The 24,177-nt window shown below is 60.8% G+C and carries 17 protein-coding genes; 7 read left to right on the forward strand and 10 right to left on the reverse strand.

Annotated features, from left to right (window positions below; translation table 11 throughout):
* Positions 1-299 precede the first annotated feature (299 nt).
* The 5 genes from SB725_RS06840 to nagE all read left to right on the forward strand — a co-directional run bounded on the left by SB725_RS06840 (position 300) and on the right by nagE (position 7,602).
* The gene (locus tag SB725_RS06840) at positions 300-1,031 is read left to right on the forward strand and encodes a GntR family transcriptional regulator (RefSeq protein WP_410921460.1); all 732 of its coding nucleotides are present in this window, start codon (positions 300-302) and stop codon (positions 1,029-1,031) included.
* A 30-nt stretch (positions 1,032-1,061) separates the two neighbouring features.
* Complete coding sequence (nagA, locus tag SB725_RS06845) at positions 1,062-2,168, forward strand: N-acetylglucosamine-6-phosphate deacetylase (RefSeq protein ID WP_194939946.1); 1,107 nt, start codon at positions 1,062-1,064, stop codon at positions 2,166-2,168.
* Entirely contained in the window at positions 2,149-3,171 is a 1,023-nt protein-coding gene (locus SB725_RS06850) for an SIS domain-containing protein (RefSeq protein ID WP_410921461.1), read from the forward strand. Before nagA ends, SB725_RS06850 begins: the two co-directional genes overlap by 20 nt.
* Positions 3,172-3,323: 152 nt before the next feature.
* Entirely contained in the window at positions 3,324-5,840 is a 2,517-nt protein-coding gene (gene ptsP, locus SB725_RS06855) for a phosphoenolpyruvate--protein phosphotransferase (protein ID WP_410921462.1), read from the forward strand.
* Positions 5,841-5,886: 46 nt separating this feature from the next.
* On the forward strand, positions 5,887-7,602 hold the full coding sequence (nagE, locus tag SB725_RS06860; RefSeq protein WP_410921463.1) for an N-acetylglucosamine-specific PTS transporter subunit IIBC: 1,716 nt from the start codon (positions 5,887-5,889) through the stop codon (positions 7,600-7,602).
* Positions 7,603-7,906: 304 nt separating this feature from the next.
* On the opposite strand, the gene SB725_RS06865 is transcribed toward nagE, so the two are convergent.
* Positions 7,907-8,218, reverse strand: coding sequence for a YqfO family protein (locus SB725_RS06865; protein WP_059181570.1), 312 nt, complete (start codon positions 8,216-8,218; stop codon positions 7,907-7,909).
* A 5-nt stretch (positions 8,219-8,223) separates the two neighbouring features.
* Positions 8,224-12,120, reverse strand: a complete 3,897-nt coding sequence (gene purL, locus SB725_RS06870; protein WP_027924890.1) for a phosphoribosylformylglycinamidine synthase — start codon at positions 12,118-12,120, stop codon at positions 8,224-8,226.
* 273 nt (positions 12,121-12,393) lie between these two features.
* Here purL and mltF point away from each other — a divergent pair, with 273 nt between their 5' ends.
* Positions 12,394-13,854, forward strand: coding sequence for a membrane-bound lytic murein transglycosylase MltF (gene mltF, locus SB725_RS06875; RefSeq protein WP_027924889.1), 1,461 nt, complete (start codon positions 12,394-12,396; stop codon positions 13,852-13,854).
* A 61-nt stretch (positions 13,855-13,915) separates the two neighbouring features.
* Here the strand turns inward: mltF and pdxJ are convergent, their stop codons facing one another.
* From pdxJ to lptF, 8 genes are all read right to left on the reverse strand, one after another.
* Positions 13,916-14,659, reverse strand: coding sequence for a pyridoxine 5'-phosphate synthase (gene pdxJ / locus SB725_RS06880; protein ID WP_027924888.1), 744 nt, complete (start codon positions 14,657-14,659; stop codon positions 13,916-13,918).
* 47 nt (positions 14,660-14,706) lie between these two features.
* Positions 14,707-15,396 (reverse strand): DNA repair protein RecO, encoded by a 690-nt coding sequence (gene recO / locus SB725_RS06885; RefSeq protein WP_410921464.1) that lies wholly within the window; start codon positions 15,394-15,396, stop codon positions 14,707-14,709.
* 171 nt (positions 15,397-15,567) lie between these two features.
* A complete protein-coding gene (gene era / locus SB725_RS06890; protein WP_027924886.1) occupies positions 15,568-16,470 on the reverse strand; it encodes a GTPase Era in 903 nt (300 codons plus the stop codon).
* Positions 16,463-17,152: a ribonuclease III gene (gene rnc / locus SB725_RS06895; protein WP_027924885.1), complete on the reverse strand. Its 690-nt coding sequence runs from the start codon at positions 17,150-17,152 to the stop codon at positions 16,463-16,465. Before rnc ends, era begins: the two co-directional genes overlap by 8 nt.
* Before the next feature lie 184 nt (positions 17,153-17,336).
* On the reverse strand, positions 17,337-18,191 hold the full coding sequence (gene lepB, locus SB725_RS06900; RefSeq protein WP_027924884.1) for a signal peptidase I: 855 nt from the start codon (positions 18,189-18,191) through the stop codon (positions 17,337-17,339).
* Positions 18,192-18,196: 5 nt separating this feature from the next.
* Positions 18,197-19,996, reverse strand: a complete 1,800-nt coding sequence (gene lepA / locus SB725_RS06905) for a translation elongation factor 4 (protein WP_027924883.1) — start codon at positions 19,994-19,996, stop codon at positions 18,197-18,199.
* A gap of 170 nt (positions 19,997-20,166) precedes the next feature.
* Positions 20,167-21,228 carry an LPS export ABC transporter permease LptG gene (lptG, locus tag SB725_RS06910; RefSeq protein ID WP_027924882.1) on the reverse strand — a complete coding sequence of 354 codons (1,062 nt, stop codon included), beginning with the start codon at positions 21,226-21,228 and terminating at the stop codon, positions 20,167-20,169.
* Positions 21,221-22,339, reverse strand: a complete 1,119-nt coding sequence (gene lptF, locus SB725_RS06915) for an LPS export ABC transporter permease LptF (RefSeq protein WP_027924881.1) — start codon at positions 22,337-22,339, stop codon at positions 21,221-21,223. The genes lptG and lptF overlap by 8 nt, the downstream gene beginning before the upstream one ends.
* A gap of 308 nt (positions 22,340-22,647) precedes the next feature.
* Here lptF and SB725_RS06920 point away from each other — a divergent pair, with 308 nt between their 5' ends.
* Positions 22,648-24,138: a leucyl aminopeptidase gene (locus SB725_RS06920; RefSeq protein ID WP_027924880.1), complete on the forward strand. Its 1,491-nt coding sequence runs from the start codon at positions 22,648-22,650 to the stop codon at positions 24,136-24,138.
* The last annotated feature ends 39 nt before the right edge of the window (positions 24,139-24,177 follow it).

A 24,177-nucleotide genomic window follows, 5' to 3' on the forward strand; every position in this document is an offset into this window, starting at 1 on the left:
GCCACAAACGGCTACCTTCGGTCGCCAGCAAAAAATAATCTCAAAAGATCGCAGCCTGAGACAACGCCTGCCGGGGTGATACCAATTCCCCGCGCAAGCGTCACCACAGACTGCGATCTTTGCGTTCAAAAGCCCCCTCGTTAATACCACTTCAATCCACCCGCCTATAAGTCCGCCTATCAGGGCAGGTTTTTCCACGCCCACAGCCAAGTACTGGCATTGACATGGTATTTAAGTGGTATTAATTTTCAGCCCATTCACGGGCGACAACATTCCAATATCCGCCCCGGACTCCTGCCATGAACGATCTCCAGGCCCTGCGCCCCGACGACACCCAACCCACGCCGTTGTACCTGCAACTGGCGCGCAATCTGGAAGCGGCCATCCATGCCGGCCAGTGGAAAGCCGAACAGGCCATGCCGTCGGAGCGAAGCCTCAGCGAAAGGCTCGGCATCTCCCGCGTCACCGCACGCAAGGCGCTGGAAGTGTTGTTCGAGCAAGGCCTGATCCGCCGCCACCAGGGTTCCGGCACGTTCATTACCCCACGCCAGGAACAACCGCTGTCGCGTCTTTCGGGTTTCAGCGAAATGCTCCGGCTCAAGGGCTTCGTTCCGGGGTCGCAATGGCTGGAACGTGAAATCACCCCGCCGACCCACGAAGAACTGATCCGCCTCGGTCTGTCGCCCAACGACAAGGTCGCGCGTCTCAAACGCCTGCGCAAAGCCGACGACACCGTGATGGCGATCGAGATGAGCACCCTGCCCGCCTCGATCATTCCCAAACCGCAGGCCGTGGGCGACTCCCTCTACGAATACCTCGACGGCATTGGTAAACCGGTCGTGCGCGCGCTGCAACACATCCAGGCGATCAACGCCTCGGACGAATTCGCCGCCCTGGTCGGCATCGCCCCTGGCACCGCCATGTTGTTGATGACGCGGGTCGGTTACCTGGAAGACAACACCCCCATCGAAGTCACCGACACCTATTGCCGCAACGATTACTACGACTTTGTCGCAGAGCTTCGTCGATAAAGAACTGCGTCACCAAGACCGAGAACCGAAATGTCCGAAGACAACATCCTCACCGCCCACGGCTGGGTTCGCGGCCGGCTGATTCACCAACACGGCAAGGTCGTGTCGATCGAAGGCCAACCGTGCGATCCGGCAGATAACGACCTGCCTTATCTGCTGCCGGGTTTCATCGACCTGCATGTGCACGGTGGCGGCGGCAAAGACATCATGGAAGGCGCCACGGCCTTCGAAACCATCACCAAAACCCACGTGCGTTTCGGCACCACGTCGCTACTGGCGACCACCATGACTGCGCCCAGCGCAGAGATTTCCAGCGTGCTCAAAGCGGTCGGCGAGTTCTGCGAGACGCGCCCGAAAGGCAGCGCCCGGGTACTCGGCGTGCACCTCGAAGGCCCGTACATCAACCCTGGCAAACTCGGCGCCCAACCGAATTTCGCCCACACCGCGCTGATGGCCGAAGTCGAAGAATATCTGGCGCTGGCGCCGATCCGCGTGATCACCATCGCCCCGGAAATCGCCGGCCATGACGCCTTGATCCGCGCCCTCAGCGCTCGCGGCGTGCGCATGCAAATCGGCCATACCCTCGGCAGCTACGAGGAAGGCGTCGCAGCGCTGGCGGCGGGTGCGAGCAGTTTCACTCACCTCTACAACGCCATGAGCCCGTTGCATCACCGAGAGCCGGGCATCGTCGGCGCAGCACTGGCCCACGCCAAATACGCCGAGCTGATTCCGGACCTGCTGCATGTGCACCCCGGCGCGATCCGCGTGGCCCTGCGCTCGATCCCGTGCCTGTATTGCGTGACCGACTCCACCGCCGCCGCCGGCATGCCCGACGGTGAATACAAACTCGGCAGCCACACCGTGACCAAATGCCTGGGCGGCGTACGCTTGCCCGACGGCACCCTCGCCGGCAGCACCCTGACCATGGATCAAGCGTTGCGCAATCTGGTGAAGATCGGTCTGCCGATTGCCGAGGCCTCGCAACGCCTTTCGCAATTCCCCGCCGATTACCTCGGCCTTGAAGAACGCGGCCGCCTCACACCGGGCAGCTGGGCCGACTGCGTGCGGCTGGATCGCTCACTCACACTGACCGCCGTCATGGTCGAAGGAGAAGACATTGACTTCAAAAATGCTTGAAGAGGCGCTGTCCTCGTTCGAGGCCGTGCAGGCCCAATTGCAACAGCTCGACCCGCAGATGATCGAGATCGCCGGACGCCTGCGCCGTCAGCCGCCGCAAGTGGCAATGACCGTCGCCCGTGGCAGCTCCGACCATGCCGCCAGTTACTTCGCCTACCTGACCATGCAACTGCTGGGCATTCCGGTGGCGTCGTTGCCGATGTCAGTGGTGACCATGCAGCAAGCGCCGCTGAAGGTCAGCGGCCAGGTGGCGTTTGCCTTCTCGCAGTCCGGGCAGAGTCCTGATCTGGTGAACAGCCTGCGCCTGCTGCGCAAGCGTGGTGCCCTGAGCATTTCCATGGTCAATGCCGAAGGTTCGCCACTGGAAGCAGCCTGTGAATTCAGCCTGCCGCTGTTGGCCGGCACCGAAAGCAGCGTCGCCGCGACCAAGAGTTTTATCGCCACGCTCAGCGCCAGCGCTCGTCTGATCGCGCACTGGAAAGAAGATGTAGAAATGCTCGAAGCCGGCAACGCCCTGCCGGAAGGTCTGCGTGACGCCGCGCAACAGGATTGGAGCATGGCCATCGACGCCCTGCGCAATTGCCAACGCTTGATGGTGATCGGTCGCGGCGCCGGGTTCGCCATCGCCCAGGAGGCGGCGCTGAAATTCAAGGAGACCTCGGCGATTCAGGCGGAGGCGTTCAGCAGCGCCGAAGTCCGCCACGGCCCGATGGCCTTGATCGATGAACACTATCCATTGCTGATCTTCGCCCCACGCGGTGCCGAACAGGCCGGTTTGCTGAGCCTCGCCGCCGACATGCGCCAACGCGGCGCCTGTGTATTGCTGGCCGCGCCTGATGACATCGCCGAACGCGACCTCACCCTGACCCGCGCCGAACACCCGGCCCTTGATCCGATCCTGGCGATCCAGAGTTTCTACGTGATGGCTGCCGGTTTGGCCGTCGCTCGTGGCATGGACCCGGACCAACCGCGTCATTTGAGCAAAGTCACGCGTACCCATTGATCGAACGGCAACGAATAACCCCGTAGCCGCTGTCGAGCGCAACGAGGCTGCGGTCTTTTGATCCTGCTTTGAACTGATCGCAGCCTCGTTGCACTCGACAGCGGCTACAGGGCGAGATGATCCGAACTGTTGTTTTTTAATGAGACCGAGCCATGCAGAACAACAATAAAGAGCTGACCCTCAGCGCCCCGCTCAGCGGCCCGGTGCTCACGCTCGCCAAGGTCCCGGACCCGGTGTTCGCCAGCGGCGCCATGGGCGACGGGATCGCCATCGATCCACTGAACGACACCCTTCATGCCCCTTGCGCTGGCCTCGTTGTGCACGTGGCCCGAACCGGTCATGCGATCACCTTGCGCGCCGACAACGGCGCCGAACTGCTGCTGCACCTGGGCCTCGACACCGTCGAGTTGCAGGGCGAAGGCTTCTCGATGCTGGTCAAGGAAGGCGCGCGGGTCAGCAATGGCCAGCCGCTGTTACGCTATGACCTGGACAAGGTTGCGCAGCAGTGCAAAAGCCTGGTCAGCCTGATGATCCTGACCAACAGCGGGGATTTTCAAGCACGGCCGATCACTCTGAAATCGGTCAAGGTCGGCGAGCCTTTGCTGCACATCATTCGCCGGCAGGCTTGCGGAGCGCAGGTCGAAACCGACGCCTCAGGCATCGAAGTTAACGGGCATGTTCAGGTCGCCTTTCGCGGAGGATTACATGCGCGTCCTGCGGCGCTGATTCGCCAGACCGCGCAAGGTTTCAAGAGCAAATCGCAGCTGCATTTCGGTGGTAAATCGGCGACCTGTGACAGCCTGATCGGGCTGATGGCGCTGGCGGTCGGCGAGCAGGATGAAGTGCAAGTCAGTTGCCGGGGCGTGGACGCCGAAGCGGCGCTGCAATCTTTGTTGACCGCGCTGTCCACCGCCTTGGCCGAAGACAGCCACGCTGCCGCGCCAACGCCGATTGCCCAACGCAATCGTCCGGCCGAAGCCGGTGTGCTGCACGGTGTTTGTGCCGCGCCAGGTCTGGTGGGTGGGCCACTGTTTCGATTGCACGCCATCAGCCTGCCGGTTGACGCCGGCGGTCATGATTCCGAGCAGCAACAAGATGCGCTCGATACCGCGCTGATCCTCGTGCGCAGCGAAATCGAGCACACCCTGGCCCAGGCCAAAAAGCACAAGAACACCGACGAAGAAGCGATTTTTGCGGCACACCTGGCGCTGCTTGAAGATCCGGCACTGCTGGACGCGGCGAATGCCTCCATCGTCCAAGGCGCCGCCGCGACCCACGCCTGGAGCCAGTCAATCGACGCCCAGTGCGAAGTCCTGCAACAACTCGGCAGCCCGTTGCTGGCCGAGCGAGCCAATGATTTGCGCGACCTCAAACAACGCGTGTTGCGCGCCTTGCTCGGCGAAGCCTGGCAGTACGACGTGCCGGCGGGCGCCATTGTCGCGGCGCACGAACTGACCCCATCCGACTTGTTGCAACTCAGCCAGCAAGGCGTCGCCGGGTTGTGCATGGCCGAGGGCGGCGCGACCTCCCACGTGGCGATTCTTGCGCGTGGCAAAGGCTTGCCTTGCATGGTTGCACTGGGCTCGACGCTGCTGAGTCTTGAGCAAGGTCAATCGGTGGTGCTGGACGCTGACGGTGCTCGTCTCGAACTGGCACCGACAGCCGAACGCCTGGCCGACGTGCGTCAGGCGCAACTCGATCATCAGCAGCGCCGCGCTCTTCAACAGTCTCAGGCGTACACCCGTGCACTGACGCTCGATGGACTGCACATTGAGGTGGCCGCCAACGTCGCGTCCAGCACAGAAGCGGCCGACGCGCTGGCCAATGGCGCCGATGGCGTCGGCCTGCTGCGCACCGAGTTTCTGTTCGTGGATCGCAACACCGCGCCGGATGAACAGGAACAGCGCCTCGCCTATCAGGCCGTGCTCGATGCGATGGGCGACAAATCGGTGATCATCCGCACCATCGACGTCGGCGGCGACAAGCAACTCGATTACCTGCCCCTGCCGGTCGAGGCCAATCCGGTGCTTGGCCTGCGCGGCATTCGCCTGGCTCAAGTGCGCCCGGAATTGCTCGATCAGCAGCTGCGCGCACTGCTGCATGTTCGCCCGATATCGCGCTGCCGGATCCTGCTGCCGATGGTCACCGAGGTCGACGAGCTGCTGCACATTCGCAAGCGCCTTGAGGCGTTGTGTTCTGAGCTCGGCGTGAGTGAAGGCCCGGAGCTTGGGGTGATGATCGAAGTCCCGGCCGCCGCATTAATGGCCGAGCACTTGGCCGAACATGCAGATTTCCTGTCCATCGGCACCAACGACTTATCGCAATACACCCTGGCCATGGACCGCGACCACGCAGGCCTCGCTTCACGCGTCGACGCCATGCACCCGGCGCTGCTGCGCTTGATCGCACAGACCTGCGCGGGCGCGGCGGTGCATAACCGTTGGGTTGGCGTCTGCGGTGCACTCGCGTCCGACCCGCTGGCGACGCCGGTGTTGATTGGCTTGGGGGTCAGCGAGTTGTCGGTGAGCCCGGTGCAAATCGGCGAAATCAAAGACCGCGTGCGCCACCTCGACGCCGCCGAATGCCGACGCATCAGCCACGACCTGCTCAAACTGAGCAGCGCTGCGGCCGTGCGTCACGCCTGCCACCAGCAATGGCCTCTGAGCTGAACAACAACTACAACTCTCAAATAAAAAGAGCACAGGGACAACCGCCATGTACCAATACTTCATCGAAGGCCTGCAGCGCCTCGGGCGCGCATTGATGCTGCCGATCGCGATCCTGCCGATTGCCGGGTTATTACTTCGCTTGGGCGATACCGATTTGCTGAACATCGCGATCATCCACGACGCCGGCCAAGTGATCTTCGCCAACCTGGCGATGATCTTCGCCATCGGCATCGCGGTCGGTTTCGCCAAGGACAACAACGGCACCGCAGGCCTGGCCGGGGTGATTGGTTACCTGGTGATGATCTCCACCCTCAAGGTGCTGGATGCGAACATCAACATGGGCATGCTCGCCGGGATCGTCAGCGGCTTGATGGCCGGTGCTCTGTACAACCGCTTCAAGGACATCAAGCTGCCGGAGTATCTGGCGTTCTTCGGCGGCCGGCGCTTTGTGCCCATCGTCACCGGGTTTGCCGCCGTCGGCCTGGGCGTGATCTTCGGGTTGATCTGGCCACCGATCCAGCAAGGCATCAACAGCTTCGGCGCCTTGATGATGGAGAGCGGCAGCTTCGGTGCTTTCGTCTTCGGCGTGTTCAACCGCCTGCTGATCGTCACCGGCCTGCACCACATCCTCAACAACATGGCATGGTTCGTCTTCGGCAACTTCACCGACCCGACCACGGGCGCCATGGTCACCGGCGACCTGTCACGCTACTTCGCCGGCGACCCGAAGGGCGGCCAGTTCATGACCGGCATGTTCCCGATGATGATCTTCGGCCTGCCCGCCGCCTGCCTGGCGATGTACCGCAACGCCCTGCCGGAGCGGCGCAAGGTCATGGGCGGGATTTTCCTGTCGATGGCCCTCACCTCGTTTCTGACCGGCGTGACCGAGCCGATCGAATTTGCCTTCATGTTCCTCGCGCCATTTCTGTATTTACTGCATGCGCTGTTGACGGGGTTGTCGATGGCAATCACCAACGCGCTGAACATTCACCTCGGGTTCACCTTCTCCGGTGGGTTCATCGACATGATTCTCGGCTGGGGGAAATCCACCAATGGTTGGTTGGTGGTTCCTGTAGGGCTGGCTTATGCGGTGATCTACTACGTGGTGTTTGATTTTTGTATTCGCCGTTTCAATCTCAAAACGCCGGGGCGTGAAGAAGTGCCGACGGGCGACAAGGTGGTGGTCGCCGAGAACGAACGGGCCGGGGCTTACATCAAGGCGCTGGGCGGCGCGCAGAATTTGATCACGGTGGGCGCCTGCACGACACGGTTGCGACTGGACATGGTGGATCGCAACAAAGCCAACGATGCCGAGTTGAAAGCGCTGGGGGCGATGGCGGTGGTGCGTCCGGGGAAAGGCGGAAGTTTGCAGGTGGTGGTTGGGCCAATGGCGGACAGCATTGCGGATGAAATTCGCTTGGCGATGCCGGCGTTGGGGCGAGCGATTGTGTCTTCACCGGCTGCGGTAATCGATGCTCCGAAGCCTGCTGCTGTGGCGACTTCAGAGGCGCAGCAATGGCTGAATGCCTTGGGCGGAGGCGAGAATGTGCTGCAGATGGACTGCATTGCCATGACCCGGATTCGGTTGCAACTGGCCGATGGCAAGGCGTTGTCGGAATGTGATTTGAAGGCGCTGGGGTGTCAGGGGGTTAGCCAACTTGAGGGCGGCGTTTGGCATCTGCTGATCGGCGACAAGGCATCGAGTTTGAGTGATGCGCTGGAGGTGTTGGTGAATCGTAGTGAGGTGAGTGCCAAGGTTTAGATCGTTGGTGCTTGATAGTCAGTCTTCGCGAGCAGGCTCGCTCCCACATTTTTGATTGGGCACATCTGGTAGAGATAGGTCGGCTATCAGGCCGCCATCGCTGGCAAGCCAGCTCCCACAATTGGATTGGGTGTATCTGGTGGAGATTGGTCGGCTGACAGGCCGCCATCGCTGGCAAGCCAGCTCCACAGTTGGATTGGGTGCATCTGGTAGGGATCGGTCGGCTATCAGGCCGCCATCGCAGCCAACAAAAAACCCGCTGAACGCAAATTCAGCGGGTTTCTCATTTCAGCAGCCAGGAAGATCAGAAATCCTCCAACCGCCACACCTCATAAGCCGGCGTCTCATAGGGATGGCTCTCTTTCAAAGCCACCACCACCGCGCGAATCAACTCATCGCTGACCACAAGCTCAACCTTCCATTCCTCAACCTGCTCGACCTGCCCCGCTTCGCCAATGAACGGCTGACTGCCATCCAACGGGCGAAACTGGCCTAGGCCGAGCACCTGCCACGCGCAATGATCATAAGCGCCGATCCGTCCGCCACCGGCGGCGAATACGGCACTCTTGACCTGCTCCACATGACTGGCCGGAACAAAAAAGCTCAGCTTGTACACGACGCTTAGTTCACCCACACGCGAGCGTTACGGAACATACGCATCCAAGGTGCGTCCTCGTTCCAGTCTTCTGAACGCCACGAGTTCTGCACAGCGCGGAACACGCGTTCCGGGTGCGGCATCATGATCGTTACGCGACCGTCGCGGCTGGTCAAACCGGTGATCCCGCGCGGCGAGCCGTTCGGGTTGGCCGGATATTTTTCGGTGACCTTGCCGTGGTTGTCGACGAAACGCATCGCCACGCAACCCGACAGATCCGCTTCCAGCAACGCTTCTTCGCTGGCGAACTCGGCATGGCCTTCACCGTGAGCGATAGCGATTGGCATGCGCGAACCGGCCATACCCTGCAGGAAGATCGAGTTCGACTCCTGGACCTGAACCATCGCCACGCGCGCTTCGAACTGCTCGGAGCGGTTACGTACGAAGTGCGGCCAGAATTCGCTGCCCGGGATCAGCTCGTGCAGGTTGGACATCATCTGGCAACCGTTGCACACGCCGAGGGTGAAGCTGTCGGTACGTTCGAAGAAACCCTGGAACGCATCGCGAGCACGGCTGTTGAACAGTGCGGACTTGGCCCAGCCTTCGCCGGCACCGAGGACGTCACCGTAGGAGAAACCGCCGCAAGCGACCATACCTTTGAAGTCGTTCAGGTCGACACGGCCGGCCAGAATGTCGCTCATGTGCACGTCGATCGCGTTGAAACCGGCGCGGTCGAACGCGGCCGCCATTTCCACCTGACCGTTGACGCCCTGCTCACGCAGTACGGCAACCTGTGGGCGAATGCCTTTCTTGATGTAAGGCGCGGCGACGTCCTGGTTGACGTCGTAGCTGAGCTTGACGCTCAGGCCCGGGTTGTCTTCTTCCAGCAGCACGTCGAACTCTTGCTCGGCGCAGTCGGCGTTGTCACGCAGACGCTGGATCTGGTAGCTGGTTTCAGCCCACTGACGTTGCAGCAGACGACGCTGACCTTCGAACACGGTTTCGCCGTTGAAGGTGATGTTGATCTGGCCGTTGTTCATCGGCTGACCGATCACCGACACGCAGTCGCCCAGGCCGGCCGCGCTGAACTGCGCAAGGATGTCCGGGGTCGCGTCCTGACGAACCTGGATCACAGCACCCAGTTCTTCGTTGAACAGGATCGCGGCGATGTCGGCGGAAGTTTCTGCCAGGCCATCGAGGTTCAGGCTCAGACCGCAGTGACCGGCGAAGGCCATTTCCACCACACTGGTCAGCAGACCACCGTCGGAACGGTCGTGGTACGCCAGCAGGTGACCGTCGGCATTCAGGCCCTGGATCACCGCGAAGAAGGCCTTGAGGTCTTCGGAATCATCGACGTCCGGCGCTTGCGAGCCGAGCTTGCCGTGCACCTGGGCCAGTATCGAGGCGCCCATGCGGTTCTGGCCACGGCCCAGATCGATCAGGATCAGGTCGGTGGTGCCCTTGTTCATGCGCAGTTCCGGGGTCAGGGTCTGACGGATGTCAGCCACTGGCGCGAAACCGGTCACGATCAGAGACATTGGCGAAGTGACCGTCTTGTCGACGCCTTCGTCGCTCCAGCGCGTGGCCATGGACATGGAGTCCTTGCCCACCGGGATGGTGATACCCAGCTCAGGGCACAGTTCCATACCGACCGCTTTCACGGTGTCGTACAGACGCGCGTCTTCACCCGGGTGACCGGCAGCGGACATCCAGTTCGCCGACAGTTTGATGTCGGAGATCTTGTTGATGCGCGAAGCGGCAATGTTGGTCAGGGTTTCGCCGATGGCCATGCGGCCCGACGCCGGAGCGTCCAGCAGTGCCAGCGGAGTACGCTCGCCCATGGCCATGGCTTCACCGGTGTAGACGTCGAAGCTGGTGGCGGTAACGGCAACGTCGGCCACCGGAACCTGCCACGGGCCGACCATTTGGTCACGGGCCACGAGGCCGGTGATGGTGCGGTCGCCGATGGTAATCAGGAAGCTTTTGCTCGCCACGGCCGGGTGATGCAGAACGCGCTCTACGCAGTCTGCAATCTCGAGCGTCGACGGATCGAAGTCGTCGCCCAGTTCGTTTTCACGAACGGCCGAACGGTGCATGCGCGGGGCTTTGCCCAGCAGCACTTCGAGTGGCATGTCCACCGGACTGTTGCCGAAGTGGCTGTCGGTGACGGTCAGTTGCGGCTCGGCAGTGGCTTCGCCAACCACGGCGAACGGGCAACGCTCACGTTCACAGATCGCCTGGAAGCGTTCGAAGTCGGCCGGGCCGACCGCCAACACGTAGCGTTCCTGGGATTCGTTACTCCAGATTTCGTGCGGGGCCATGCCCGGCTCGTCGTTTGGAATGTTGCGCAGTTCGAAACGGCCACCACGGTTGCCGTCGTTGACCAGTTCCGGGAAGGCGTTGGACAGACCGCCCGCACCCACGTCGTGGATGAAGCTGATCGGGTTTTTGTCACCCAACTGCCAGCAACGGTCGATGACTTCCTGGCAGCGACGTTCCATCTCAGGGTTTTCGCGCTGTACGGAAGCGAAGTCCAGGTCAGCCGAGCTGGTGCCGGTGGCCATGGAGGAAGCCGCGCCGCCGCCCAGACCGATCAACATCGCCGGGCCGCCGAGCACGATCAGCTTGGAGCCAACAGTGATCTCGCCTTTCTGTACGTGTTCGGCACGGATGTTACCCATGCCGCCGGCCAGCATGATCGGCTTGTGGTAACCACGAACTTCGTCGCCACGCGGGGTGGTGATCGACTGTTCGAAGGTACGGAAATAACCGGTCAGGGCCGGACGACCGAATTCGTTGTTGAACGCGGCGCCACCCAGTGGGCCTTCGATCATGATGTCCAGCGCGGTGACGATGCGCTCAGGCTTGCCGTATGGCACTTCCCACGGCTGTTCGAAGCCCGGGATTTGCAGGTTGGACACGGTGAAGCCGGTCAGGCCAGCCTTCGGCTTGGCGCCACGACCGGTCGCGCCTTCGTCACGAATCTCACCGCCACTGCCGGTGGATGCGCCCGGGAACGGGGCAATCGCAGTCGGGTGGTTGTGGGTTTCGACTTTCATCAGGATGTGCACCGGTTCCTGCACCGCGCCGTACTGGCGGGTTTCAGGGTCCGGGAAGAAACGGCCGGCGACGTTGCCGACGATCACCGAGGCGTTGTCCTTATAAGCCGACAGAACGCCTTCGCTGTGCATCACGTAGGTGTTCTTGATCATGCCGAACAGGCTTTTTTCCTGGCTCTGACCGTCGATGTCCCAACTGGCGTTGAAGATCTTGTGACGGCAGTGCTCAGAGTTCGCCTGGGCGAACATCATCAGTTCGATGTCATGCGGGTTGCGCTTCAAGCCGACGAAGGCATTGACCAGGTAGTCGATTTCGTCTTCGGCCAAGGCCAGGCCCAGCTCGGTGTTGGCTTTTTCCAGCGCGGCGCGACCGCCACCCAGCACGTCGATCGCAGTCAGCGGCTTCGGTTCGGCGTGGCTGAACAGGCCGGCGGCCTGTTCGAGGTTGGCCAGAACGATTTGCGTCATGCGGTCGTGCAGACCGTCCGCAATCAGTTGCGCGTCGGCGTCGCTGAACTGACCGGCTACATAGAACGCGATGCCGCGTTCCAGGCGCTGGATCTTGCTCAGGCCGCAGTTGCGAGCGATGTCGCTGGCTTTACTGGACCACGGCGAGATGGTGCCGAAACGCGGCAACACCAGGAACAGACGGCCGGTCGGCTCTTGTACCGGAACACTTGGGCCGTACTTCAGAAGGCGCGCAAGCACCTGCTGTTCGTCGCCGGTCAGGACGCCGGTCACTTCGGCGAAGTGAGCGAATTCAGCATACAGGCCGCTGACAGCCGGGACCTTCTGGCTCAGTTGCTCAAGGAGTTTGCTGTGGCGAAAGGCAGAAAGGGCAGGAGCGCCGCGCAGGATCAACATCTTCGGGACAGCCTCGGGAGGGGTGTGCTTTGAGGCCGTGCATTCTAGCCTAAACCGCCCGCGACATCACCCGAAACGGTACAGGCGGCTGCACCCAAGTGTCGGACCGGGGATCCAGGCCTGAGAATGGCGCTCAAAAAGGGTTATTTTTTCTGTCACAAAATGCGGTTCGGGCCCATTCCTGCGGGCTCCGGAGCGGTTTTCAATCGCCTAGCAGACAAGCCCACCTCTGTCGAGATATGGCGGCCGTGGTCCTTTGCGTATACTGCGCAGATGTTTTCCCCAACGGCTTTGCGTCCGCGGTACGCCAAATGGCTGATCGCAACCGGACTCTTCCTGATGCTCAGTGGCTGTGTTGATAAACCCAACACGCTGGAGCGCGTAAAGGAGGATGGCGTGCTGCGGGTGGTTACCCGAAACAGCCCCGCTACCTACTTTCAGGATCGTAACGGTGAAACCGGCTTCGAATACGAGCTGGTGAAGCGCTTCGCCGACGATCTGGGGGTGGAACTCAAGATCGAGACCGCCGACAACCTCGACGACCTGTTCAATCAGGTGGGCAAGCCTAACGGCCCGGTGCTGGCTGCTGCCGGCCTGGTCAGCAGTGAGGAACGCAAAAAGCAGGTGCGGTTTTCCCACTCCTACCTGGAAGTCACCCCACAGATCATCTACCGCAACGGCCAGTCACGGCCGACCGATGCGGGCGACCTGGTCGGCAAGAAGATCATGGTGCTCAAGGGCAGCACCCACGCCGAACAGCTGGCAGAGCTGAAAAAGAAATACCCCGGCATTGAATACGAAGAATCCGACGCGGTTGAAGTCGTCGACCTGCTGCGCATGGTCGATGAAGGCCAGATCGACCTGACGCTGGTCGATTCCAACGAAGTCGCGATGAACCAGGTGTACTTCACCAACATACGGGTCGCCTTTGACCTCGGCGACGCCAGCAACCAGAGCTGGGCCGTGGCCGCCGGCGAAGACAACAGCCTGCTCAACGAAATCAACGCCTACCTCGACAAGGTGCAGAAAAATGGCACCCTGCAGCGCCTCAAGGATCGCTATTACGGGCATGTCGACGTCCTCGGCTACATGGGCGCCACCACGTTCGCCCAACATTTGCAGCAGCGGCTGCCCAAATACGAACAGCACTTCAAGGCGTATGCCAAGAAGGAACAAGTCGACTGGCGCCTGCTGGCCGCGATCGGTTATCAGGAGTCGTTGTGGCAACCGGCGGTGACGTCCAAGACCGGCGTGCGCGGCCTGATGATGCTGACCCAGAACACCGCACAGGCGATGGGCGTGTCCAACCGCCTCGACCCCAAGCAGAGCATCATGGGCGGCGCCAAGTACCTGGCCTATATGAAGGATCAACTGGACGAGTCGATTCAGGAGCCGGACCGCACCTGGTTTGCCCTGGCGGCTTACAACGTTGGCAGCGGCCACCTGGATGACGCGCGCAAACTGGCGGCGAAGGAAGGGCTGAACCCGGACAAATGGCTGGACGTGAAGAAAATCCTGCCGCGCCTTTCCGAGAAAAAGTGGTACAGCAAGACACGCTATGGCTACGCCCGAGGCGGCGAGCCGGTGCATTTCGTGGCGAACATCCGTCGTTACTACGACATCCTGACGTGGGTCACGCAGCCACAGCTTGAAGGTGACCAGGTGGCCGAAGGCAATCTGCATGTGCCGGGGATCGACAAGTCGAAACCGGCTCAGGAACCTGCGCCGCTCTAACAGCCCCCAAACCAATGTGGGAGCGAGCAAGCTCGCTCCCACAGGGTTTTGTGTCTGGGCTTTAGGCTTTTGCGGCGGCCAGGATCAGCGCTTTCATTTCCGACACCGCCGACTTGAAGCCAACAAACAACGCATGCGCCACCAGCGCGTGGCCAATGTTCAGCTCGTTGATGCCTTTGATCGCCGCCACGGCTTCTACGTTGTGGTAGTGCAAACCGTGCCCGGCGTTGACGATCAATCCCTGAGCCAGGCCAAACGCTACACCATCGGCTACGCGCTTGAGCTCTTCGGCCACGTCAGTCGGTGTTTCGGCATCGGCGTAACGCCCGGTGTGCAGTTCGATCGCCGGCGCACCCACACGACGGGAGGCCTCAATCTGGCGCTCATCCGCGTCGATAAACAGCGACACTTCGCAACCGATCTTCGACAAGCGATCCACGGCGGCTTTGATCCGTGCTTCCTGCCCCGCTACATCCAGACCACCTTCAGTGGTCAGTTCCTGACGGGTTTCCGGGACCAGGCAAATGTGCGCCGGGCGAATGTGCTCGGCGAACAGCATCATTTCTTCGGTGACGCCCATTTCGAAGTTCATGCGGGTTTGCAGCACGTCCTTGAGCAGCAGAACGTCGCGTTCCTGAATGTGCCGGCGGTCTTCGCGCAAATGCACGGTGATGCCGTCAGCGCCCGCCTCTTCCGCGTCCAGTGCCGCCTTGACCGGATCCGGATAGCGAGTGCCCCGGGCCTGACGCAGGGTGGCAACGTGGTCAATGTTCACGCCAAGAAGTATGCGATTGCTGGTGGTCACGGAAGCGCTCCTGAATTTAAAGATTCGGCGCACAGCATACGGGGAGACTACGGCTTGCGAAACAGCTCGCGGCTGACTAAAGGACGACCGCCCAAATGCACGGCCAATGCCTGGCGCATCAGCCGCTTGGCAGCGGACAGTGCACCGGGCGCGGACCAGTCAGCATCGGCCATGGCCAACAGTTCGGTGCCATTGAACAAACCGGGTTGCAGCAGAAAGACCTGCTCCAGCCCCGCATCCACCTGCAAACGGTAGAGACCGTCCGGCGCGATGGGTTCGCCGTGGATGTCCATGGTCAGCGCAAAGCCGTAGCCGAGGTCGTCCAGCAGGCGCCATTCGAACGAGCGCAACAACGGCTCCAAGGGTCGACCTTCGGCCAGCGCGAGCAGAGTCGCGGCGTAATGATCGAATACCCCGGGATGGGGGTCTTCGGAAGGCAATAGACGGATCAACAGTTCGTTGAGGTAGAGCCCGCTGAACAACGCCTCACCGCTGAGCCAGGTGGAGACGCCGGCACTTTCCATGCGCCCGACGTTCTTCAGCTCGCCACGTCCGCGAAACTCGACTTCCAGCGGCACGAACGGCCGCGCCAACGTCCCCGCCTTGCCCCGCGCACTGCGCAACACCGCCCGCAGCCGACCTTGCGGCGTGAGGAAATCCACCAGCGCATTGTTTTCGCGGTAGGCGCGGGAATGGAGGACGTAGGCGGGTTGGCCGATGGGTGGGGTTTGGGACATGGAAGTCAGCGTTCTCAATGAGTGAGCACAGATTTATAAACTACCCAAAACCAATGTGGGAGCGAGCTTGCTCGCGATGAGGGCCTGGCATTCAACATTGATGTTGACTGGCAGACCGCTATCGCGAGCAAGCTCGCTCCCACAGGGTGCTTCGGTGTATCTGGAACGGGTTTACAGGTCGCCGTAACCCAGCGAACGCAACGCGCGCTCGTCATCAGACCAGCCGCCTTTCACTTTCACCCAGAGGTTGAGCATGATCTTGGAGTCGAACAGCAGCTCCATGTCCTTGCGCGCCTCGGTGCCGATGCGCTTGATGCGCTCGCCCTTGTCGCCAATGATGATCTTCTTCTGGCCGTCGCGTTCAACGAGGATCAAGGCATGAATGTGCAGGGTTTTGCCCTGCTGCTTGAACTCTTCGATTTCCACGGTGATCTGGTACGGCAGCTCGGCGCCCATCTGGCGCATGATTTTCTCGCGTACCAGTTCGGCGGCGAGGAAGCGGCTGCTGCGGTCAGTGATCTGGTCTTCCGGGAAGAAGTGATCGTTTTCTGGCAGGTAACCGGCGATCACACGCTCCAGCGCTTCGAGGTTGTGCCCGTGCTGGGCCGAGATCGGCATGATCTGCGCGTTCGGCAGCTGTTCCTGCAACCAGCTCAGGTGCGGCATCAGCTCGGCTTTGTCTTCGATGCGATCAGTCTTGTTCAGTGCCACGATCAGCGGACCGGTCACGTACTGGACGCGCTCGAGAACCATCTGGTCTTCGTCGGTCCACTTGGTGCGGTCAACCACGAAGATCACCACGTCGACGTCTTTCAACGCCGCCGAAGCGGTCTTGTTCATGTAGCGGTTCAACGCCTTTTCGCCGCCCTTGTGCATGCCTGGGGTGTCGACGTAGATCGCCTGCACGGCGCCTTCGGTCTTGATGCCCAGCATGTTGTGGCGGGTGGTTTGCGGCTTGCGCGAGGTGATCGCCAGTTTCTGACCCAGGATGTGGTTCAGCAGCGTGGACTTGCCCACGTTGGGACGGCCGACGATGGCAACATAGCCACAGCGAGTTGCGTTTGTATCAGTCATTGCCATTCTCCACACCCAGGGCAATCAGTGCTGCGGCGGCCGCTACCTGTTCGGCAATACGACGACTCACACCCTGACCTCGGCTTTTTTCATTCAGTAAGGTGATTTCACATTCGACGAAGAACGTCCGGCAATGCGGCTCACCCTGGATATCCACCACTTCGTAACGTGGCAGCTCACAACCACGCGATTGCAGGAATTCCTGCAGGCGGGTTTTTGGATCTTTGTTGGTGTCGACCAGCGTCAGGCCTTCGAACTCACCGGCCAGCCAGGCCAACACACGCTCGCGCGCCATGTCCATGCCGGCGTCGAGGTAGATCGCACCAATCAGCGCTTCCAGGGCATCGGCCAGAATCGACTCGCGACGGAAGCCGCCGCTTTTCAGTTCGCCAGAGCCCAGGCGCAGGTAGTCGCCCAGATCGAAACCGCGAGCCAGTACGGCCAGCGTCTCACCTTTCACCAAGCGTGCGCGCAAACGCGACAACTGGCCTTCGCGGGCCAGCGGGAAGCGATCGAACAGCGCCTCGCCAGCGACGAAGTTAAGAATGGCATCACCGAGGAACTCCAGGCGTTCGTTGTTACGCCCGGCAAAGCTGCGGTGAGTCAGGGCCAGAACCATCAGTTCCTGGTCCTTGAAGGTGTAGCCGAGCTGACGCTCGAGTCGACTTAAGGAGACGCTCACGGTTTACCCACGCTGAGTTCGTGGTTGGATTCCACCGCCATCGCCGTGATACGGCGCAGGCCTGGGACAATTAACGCTGTGTTCAAAAATAACGTCCTGAATATCATTGGCTTCATGCTGCTGGCGCCGATTGTGCCGACTCCAGAAAAGCATTCGGCGCTGTGTTCAACAGCGCCGTGTGTGATTACTTGATCAGGCCAACCCGCGAGAAATTCGGCAGGTGACTGAGTTTGGGTTCCGGCCAGCTCATCCAGACTGCGAAGGCCTTGCCGACGATATTCTTGTCGGGAACCATGCCCAGCAGATCCTTGGGAATGCTTGGATCATCCCAGTAGCGACTGTCGTTGGAGTTGTCGCGGTTGTCGCCCATCATGAAATAGTGCCCGGCGGGCACGGTCCACGAATGGTCCGGCGTGGCGCGATAGCGGCTCATTTCCTTGCGGATCAAGTGCTCGGCAACGCCGAGTTTTTCCTTGTAGAGCTCAGCGCTGCCCAGCGTTCCCGGCTCGGAGCCGACCAGTTGCTCGGCTATCGACTCGCCGTTGACGAACAGACGCTTGTCGGCGGTGTAGCGAATCGTGTCGCCCGGCAGGCCCACTACACGCTTGATGTAGTTGACGTTCGGATCGCTCGGGTAACGGAACACCATCACATCGCCGCGCTGCGGATCACCGACTTCGATGACTTTCTTGTCGATCACCGGCAGGCGGATCCCGTAAGAAAACTTGTTCACCAGAATGAAGTCGCCCACGTCCAGGGTCGGTTTCATCGAGCCGGACGGAATCTGGAACGGTTCCACCAGGAACGAACGCAGGACCAGCACGATGAACAACACCGGGAAGAACGACTTGCCGTATTCGACCAGCAGCGGCTCTTTGTTCAGTTTCTCGATCACCACCCCGTCAGGCTGGCTGACGCTGCCCTGATAGGAGGCAATGGCAGCACGCCGACGCGGCGCCAGGAAAACCAGATCGAGCAACGCCAACAGGCCGCAGACGAACACGGCGATGACCAGCAACAGCGGGAAATTTAGTGACATAGGACCTAACTATCCAACCTGAGCACTGCAAGGAAGGCTTCTTGTGGAATTTCCACGTTGCCGACTTGCTTCATGCGTTTTTTACCGGCCTTTTGCTTTTCAAGCAGTTTCTTCTTACGGCTAACGTCACCGCCGTAGCATTTGGCCAATACGTTCTTTCTGAGAGCCTTGACGGAGGTTCGCGCAATGATCTGCCCGCCAATGGCGGCCTGGATCGCGACGTCGAACATCTGGCGCGGAATCAGTTCTTTCATCTTCTCGGTCAGCTGGCGACCTTTGTAGTGCGCGTTATCCTTGTGCACGATCAGCGCCAGAGCGTCGACCTTGTCACCGTTGATCAGCACATCCAGTTTCACCAGACTAGCCGATTGATAACGATCGAAATGGTAATCGAGCGACGCATAACCACGGCTGGTCGATTTCAGACGGTCGAAGAAGTCCAGGACCACCTCGTTCATCGGCAAATCGTAGGTCACCTGGACCTGGGAACCGAGGAACAACATGTCGTGTTGCACGCCACGTTTTTCGATGCACAGGGTAATGACGTTGCCCAGGTGCTCTTGCGGCACAAGAATATTGGCCCGCACGATCGGCTCACGCATGTCTTCGATCGAGGACAGGTCCGGAAGCTTCGACGGGTTATCGACGTAAATCGTTTCACCGGTTTTCAGCAACAGCTCGAAAATTACCGTCGGCGCCGTGGTGATCAGGTCCAGGTTGTACTCGCGCTCCAGGCGCTCCTGGATGATTTCCATGTGCAGCATGCCGAGGAACCCGCAACGGAAGCCGAAGCCCAGGGCGTCAGAGCTTTCCGGGGTGTACTGCAGGGACGAGTCGTTGAGCGTGAGCTTTTGCAGGGCTTCACGGAAATCTTCGAAGTCGTCGGAGCTGACCGGGAACAAACCGGCGTAAACCTGCGGCTGAATGCGTTTGAAACCTGGCAGCACGTCAACGTCTGGCGTCGAGCTCAAGGTCAGGGTGTCACCCACTGGCGCACCGTGAATGTCCTTGATGCTGGCGATGATGAAGCCTACTTCACCGGCCTTCAGGTCAACCGTCGGGGTGTGTTTCGGGTTGAAGACACCGACGCTGTCCACCAGGTGGATCTTGCCGGTGGATTTGACCAGGATCTTGTCGCCCTTCTTCACACGACCGTGACGCACACGCACCAGGGAAACAACGCCCAGGTAGTTGTCGAACCAGGAGTCGATGATCAACGCTTGCAGCGGATCTTCGTAGTTGCCGGTCGGCGCAGGAATGGTCGCGACCAGGCGCTCGAGCACTTCGTCGACGCCCAGACCGGTCTTGGCCGAGCACTCGACCGCATCGGTAGCATCGATGCCGATGATTTTTTCGATTTCTTCTTTGACGCGGTCCGGATCGGCCTGTGGCAGGTCGATCTTGTTCAGGACCGGCATGACTTCCAGGCCCTGCTCGATCGCCGTGTAGCAGTTGGCAACCGACTGCGCTTCAACGCCCTGACCGGCATCGACCACCAGCAACGCACCTTCACAGGCCGCCAGCGACCGGCTGACTTCATAGGTGAAGTCAACGTGGCCGGGGGTGTCAATGAAGTTCAGCTGGTACTTGATGCCATCGCGAGCGGTGTAATAAAGGGTGACGCTGTGGGCCTTGATGGTGATCCCGCGTTCACGCTCCAGGTCCATGGAGTCCAGTACCTGGGCTTCCATTTCGCGCTCGGCAAGGCCGCCGCACATCTGGATGAATCGATCAGCCAGCGTCGACTTGCCATGGTCAATGTGGGCGATGATGGAGAAATTGCGGATATGACTCAAATCACTCACGGATCAACACTCAAAAAGGCTGCAGGCATAGCCCGCCGAAAAATAGCCGGGAATTGTACCTGATCCACGGCGCAAGCGTCACGTTCGCAGGTCAGACGGCACGTACAAAAACGCCCCGGTCTTGCGACAGGGGCGATTCAGATGGCGACGGGGTCAGGAAAAACCCCCGATCAACCGGCCCGGCGCAACAGCCAGACGCCCGCCAGGGCACAGACACCGGCCGGAATCAGCACCGCAAACAGCGGCGAGAAACCGAACACCAGGCTCGAAGGCCCCAGCAAATCCTGGACGATACGGAAGGTGAAGCCCACCAGAACGCCGGTAAACACCCGCTGGCCGAGGGTCACAGAACGCAAAGGACCAAAGATGAAGGAAATCGCCATCAGTACCAGCGCCGCCGTCACCAGTGGCTGCAACACCTTGACCCAAAACGCCAGCCAGTAGCGGCCATTGCTCAGGCCCTGATCCGCCAGATAGTGGATGTAACCCCACAATCCGCTGATCGACAGCGACTCGGGCGCCATCACCACGGTGTCCAGCAACTGCGGGCTCAGGGCAATATCCCAGCGCTCGACGGGGGTGGTGACCACTTCGGTGCTCTTGTCATGGAACACCGTGGTCGTGACGTCGCTGAGCTGCCAGTGATCCTTGTCGAACTCGGCACGCTTGGCGAAGCTTGACGACAGCATGTGCCGCTCCTTATCGAAGCGATAGCGGGTCACACCGTAAAGAATGCCGTTGGGCTGCACCGAGTTGACGTGGATGAACTCATCACCCTGGCGGTGCCACAAGCCATGCTTGGCGCTTTGCGCATCGCCACTGCCCTGGGCCAGCGAGCGGTTGGCTTGTGCCGTGACTTCGGTGGCCGGCGCCACGTATTCGCCGATCAGCACGCCCACGACCATCAGGATCAGCATCGGCTTCATGACCGCCCAGACGATACGACCGATCGACACACCCGCGGCGCGCATGATGGTCAGCTCACTGTTGCTGGCCAGACTGCCCAGGCCAATCAGGCACCCGATCAGTGCCGCCATTGGCAACATGTCGTAAAGACGGCGCGGCGCCGTCAGCAAGACGTAACTGGAAGCATCCATCAGCGTATAGGTATCGCTGACTTCGCTCATCTCGTCGATGAAGGCAAACAGTGTCGCCAGGCCGAGAATGATCCCCAGTACCGCCAGGATGGCCATGAATACGCTGCTACCGATGTAGCGATCGAGCTTAACCACGAGCCACCTCCAGCGCGCTGCGGCGACTCGCCATCTTCAGGCGCAACGGCTCCCAGTAAAGCAACCCGAGTCCAATGATCAGAAACACCCCGTGAACCCACCACAACCCAAGGGCCGGCGGGATCTTGCCCTTATCGAGGGCGCCACGGGCGGCAATCAGGATGGTCAAGTAAGCCATATAAAGAAGAATCGCCGGCAGCAGCTTGAGGAAACGGCCCTGGCGCGGGTTGACCCGCGACAACGGCACCGCCATTAGCGTCACGATGAACACCAACAACGGCAAGGACAGACGCCATTGCAACTCGGCGCGCAAGCGCGTGTCCTCGGTCCCCATCAAGGAACGAGTGCTCATCGCATCACGGTCGGTCACTTCGTCACTGACGTCCGGCTTTGGCAGCAATACCCCGTACTCGTCGTACTTGATCGCGCGATAGTCGGCCTGCCCCGGATTACCGTCATAGCGATAACCGTTGTCGAGAATCAGGTAGCGGTTGCCGTCCGGGCGGATTTCCTGGCGGCCCTTCTCGGCCACCAGCACGGAAATCCCGCGATCCTTCTGGTCAGAGTTGGTGTTCTTCTGCGAAATGAACACACCTGCCAGATTGACGCGATCATCGGTCAACTGTTCGGTGTAGGTCACCCGGGTCCCGTCACGCAACGCCTGGAAGCGACCCGGCTCGAGGGTATCGAACTCGGTCAGCGCATCCTGTTTATTCAGCAGCAGCTGGAACTGATTGGCACCTTGTGGCGCCAGGCTCAGGCTCAGCCAGGCCACGATCAACGCCACCAGCGTGGCCGGAAACAGGGTAATGACAAACAGTCGCTGCTGGCTCATGCCGGTGGCCGACAGCACGGTCATTTCGCTTTCGAGGTACAGGCGACCGTACGCCAGCAGGATCCCGAGAAACAGGCCCAGCGGCAGAATCAGCTGCAGGAAACCCGGCAGGCGGAAGCCCATGATCAGGAACAGCGAGCCCGGATCCAGCAGGCCCGAGGCCGCCTGGGCGAGGTATTTGATGAAGCGACCGCTCATGATGATGACCAGCAGCACGGCGCTGACTGCGCTCAAGGTCAACAGGACTTCGCGGGACAGATAACGGAAGACAATCAAACCAGACACTCCAGGGTTGTCAGGCTAAGGCGGCCAAACAAGCAAACGTATCAGACAGCCTGCAGGGCAGAGCCGCCGAAAAAGATGGCGCATTATCCTGTGAATGAGTGCCCCTGTCACTGCGCATGCTCAAGCTGGCGTTCAATGCGTTGAAGATCGTACAACCGAGGGTTGTCAGGCGCAGGGAGCGAGGTTCAAACTGCGGCCTTTGTCGCGGGCCGTGACCTGCGTCTTACCATCTATATAAGCAAGCGTCTGTGCGTCGCCGTTTTGCCCACGCACGTTGACCATTATTCAGGGACCCGGACATGGAACTGGTTGTAAAAAGCGTTAGCCCAGAAACGTTGAAGACCGCCACGCTGGTCGTCGCCGTCGGCGAAGGCCGCAAGCTCGGCGCCGTGGCCAAACAGCTGGACGAACTGAGTGGTGGTGCGATCAGCGCTGTGCTCAAGCGCGGCGACCTCGCCGGCAAAGTCGGCCAGAGCCTGTTGCTGCACAGCCTGCCGAACCTCAAGGCTGACCGCGTTCTGCTGGTTGGCGTGGGCAAGGACGAAGAGCTGGGCGACCGCCCGTTCCGCAAAATCATTGCCGGCGTACTCAACACCCTGAAAGGCCTGGGCGGCACCGACGCCGTGCTGGCGCTGGACGAAATCGTGGTCAAGGGCCGCGACAGCTACGGCAAGACCCGCCTGCTGGCTGAAACCCTGGTGGACGGCGAATACACCTTCGACCAGTTCAAGAGCCAGAAAGCGGAACCTCGCGCCCTGAAGAAAGTCACCCTGCTGACCATCAAGGCTGCGCAGGCTGAAGTCGAGCGCGCCGTGACTCACGCCACCGCTATCGCCAACGGCATGGCCTTCACCCGTAATCTGGGTAACCTGCCGCCGAACATCTGCCACCCGACGTTCCTCGGCGAGCAGGCCAAGAACCTCGGCAAAGAATTCAAAACCCTGAAAGTAGAAGTTCTTGATGAAAAGAAAATCAAGGAACTGGGCATGGGTTCGTTCTACGCCGTGGGCCAGGGCAGCGCCCAGCCTCCGCGCCTGATCGTCATGCAATACAACGGCGGCAAGAAATCCGAGAAGCCGTATGCCCTGGTCGGCAAAGGCATCACCTTTGACACCGGCGGCATCAGCCTGAAGCCGGGCGCCGGCATGGATGAAATGAAGTACGACATGGGCGGCGCTGCCAGCGTGTTCGGCACCCTGCGTGCTGTGCTTGAGCTGAAACTGCCGATCAACCTGGTGTGCATCCTGGCGTGCGCCGAGAACATGCCGAGCGGCAACGCTTCGCGCCCTGGCGACATCGTCACCACCATGAGCGGCCAGACCGTGGAAATCCTCAACACCGACGCCGAAGGCCGTCTGGTGCTGTGCGATGCCCTGACCTACTCCGAACGCTTCAAGCCGCAAGCCGTGATCGACATCGCGACCCTGACCGGCGCCTGCGTCGTGGCCCTGGGCGCCCACACCTCGGGCCTGCTGGGTAACAACGACGAACTGATCGGCCAACTGCTGAGCGCCGGCCAGACCGCTGACGACCGCGCCTGGCAATTGCCGCTCTTCGATGAGTACCAGGAGCAGTTGGACAGCCCGTTCGCCGACATCGCCAACATTGGCGGGCCGAAAGCCGGGACTATCACCGCAGCCTGCTTCCTGTCGCGCTTCACCAAGAACCTGAACTGGGCGCACCTGGACATCGCCGGCACCGCATGGACCAGCGGCGGCAAGGACAAGGGCGCCACTGGCCGTCCGGTTCCATTGCTGACCCAATACCTGCTGGACCGCGCCAAAGCCTGAAACCGATGAACCGGGGTGGCGTTGCCTTTGGGTGACGCC

The organism is Pseudomonas sp. SIMBA_041 (assembly GCF_046535095.1).
In the GTDB taxonomy this organism is placed as follows: Bacteria; Pseudomonadota; Gammaproteobacteria; order Pseudomonadales; family Pseudomonadaceae; genus Aquipseudomonas; species Aquipseudomonas mucoides.

Bases quoted from the DNA above. Each gene is read 5' to 3' on its own strand.
- SB725_RS06920 (WP_027924880.1), top strand. From the start codon at position 22,648: ATGGAACTGGTTGTAAAAAGCGTTAGCCCAGAAACGTTGAAGACCGCC.
- SB725_RS06840 (WP_410921460.1), top strand. From the start codon at position 300: ATGAACGATCTCCAGGCCCTGCGCCCCGACGACACCCAACCCACGCCG.
- recO (WP_410921464.1), bottom strand. From the start codon at position 15,396: ATGTCCCAAACCCCACCCATCGGCCAACCCGCCTACGTCCTCCATTCC.
- ptsP (WP_410921462.1), top strand. From the start codon at position 3,324: ATGCAGAACAACAATAAAGAGCTGACCCTCAGCGCCCCGCTCAGCGGC.
- lepB (WP_027924884.1), bottom strand. From the start codon at position 18,191: ATGTCACTAAATTTCCCGCTGTTGCTGGTCATCGCCGTGTTCGTCTGC.
- purL (WP_027924890.1), bottom strand. From the start codon at position 12,120: ATGTTGATCCTGCGCGGCGCTCCTGCCCTTTCTGCCTTTCGCCACAGC.
- era (WP_027924886.1), bottom strand. From the start codon at position 16,470: ATGACTGATACAAACGCAACTCGCTGTGGCTATGTTGCCATCGTCGGC.
- nagE (WP_410921463.1), top strand. From the start codon at position 5,887: ATGTACCAATACTTCATCGAAGGCCTGCAGCGCCTCGGGCGCGCATTG.
- mltF (WP_027924889.1), top strand. From the start codon at position 12,394: ATGTTTTCCCCAACGGCTTTGCGTCCGCGGTACGCCAAATGGCTGATC.
- nagA (WP_194939946.1), top strand. From the start codon at position 1,062: ATGTCCGAAGACAACATCCTCACCGCCCACGGCTGGGTTCGCGGCCGG.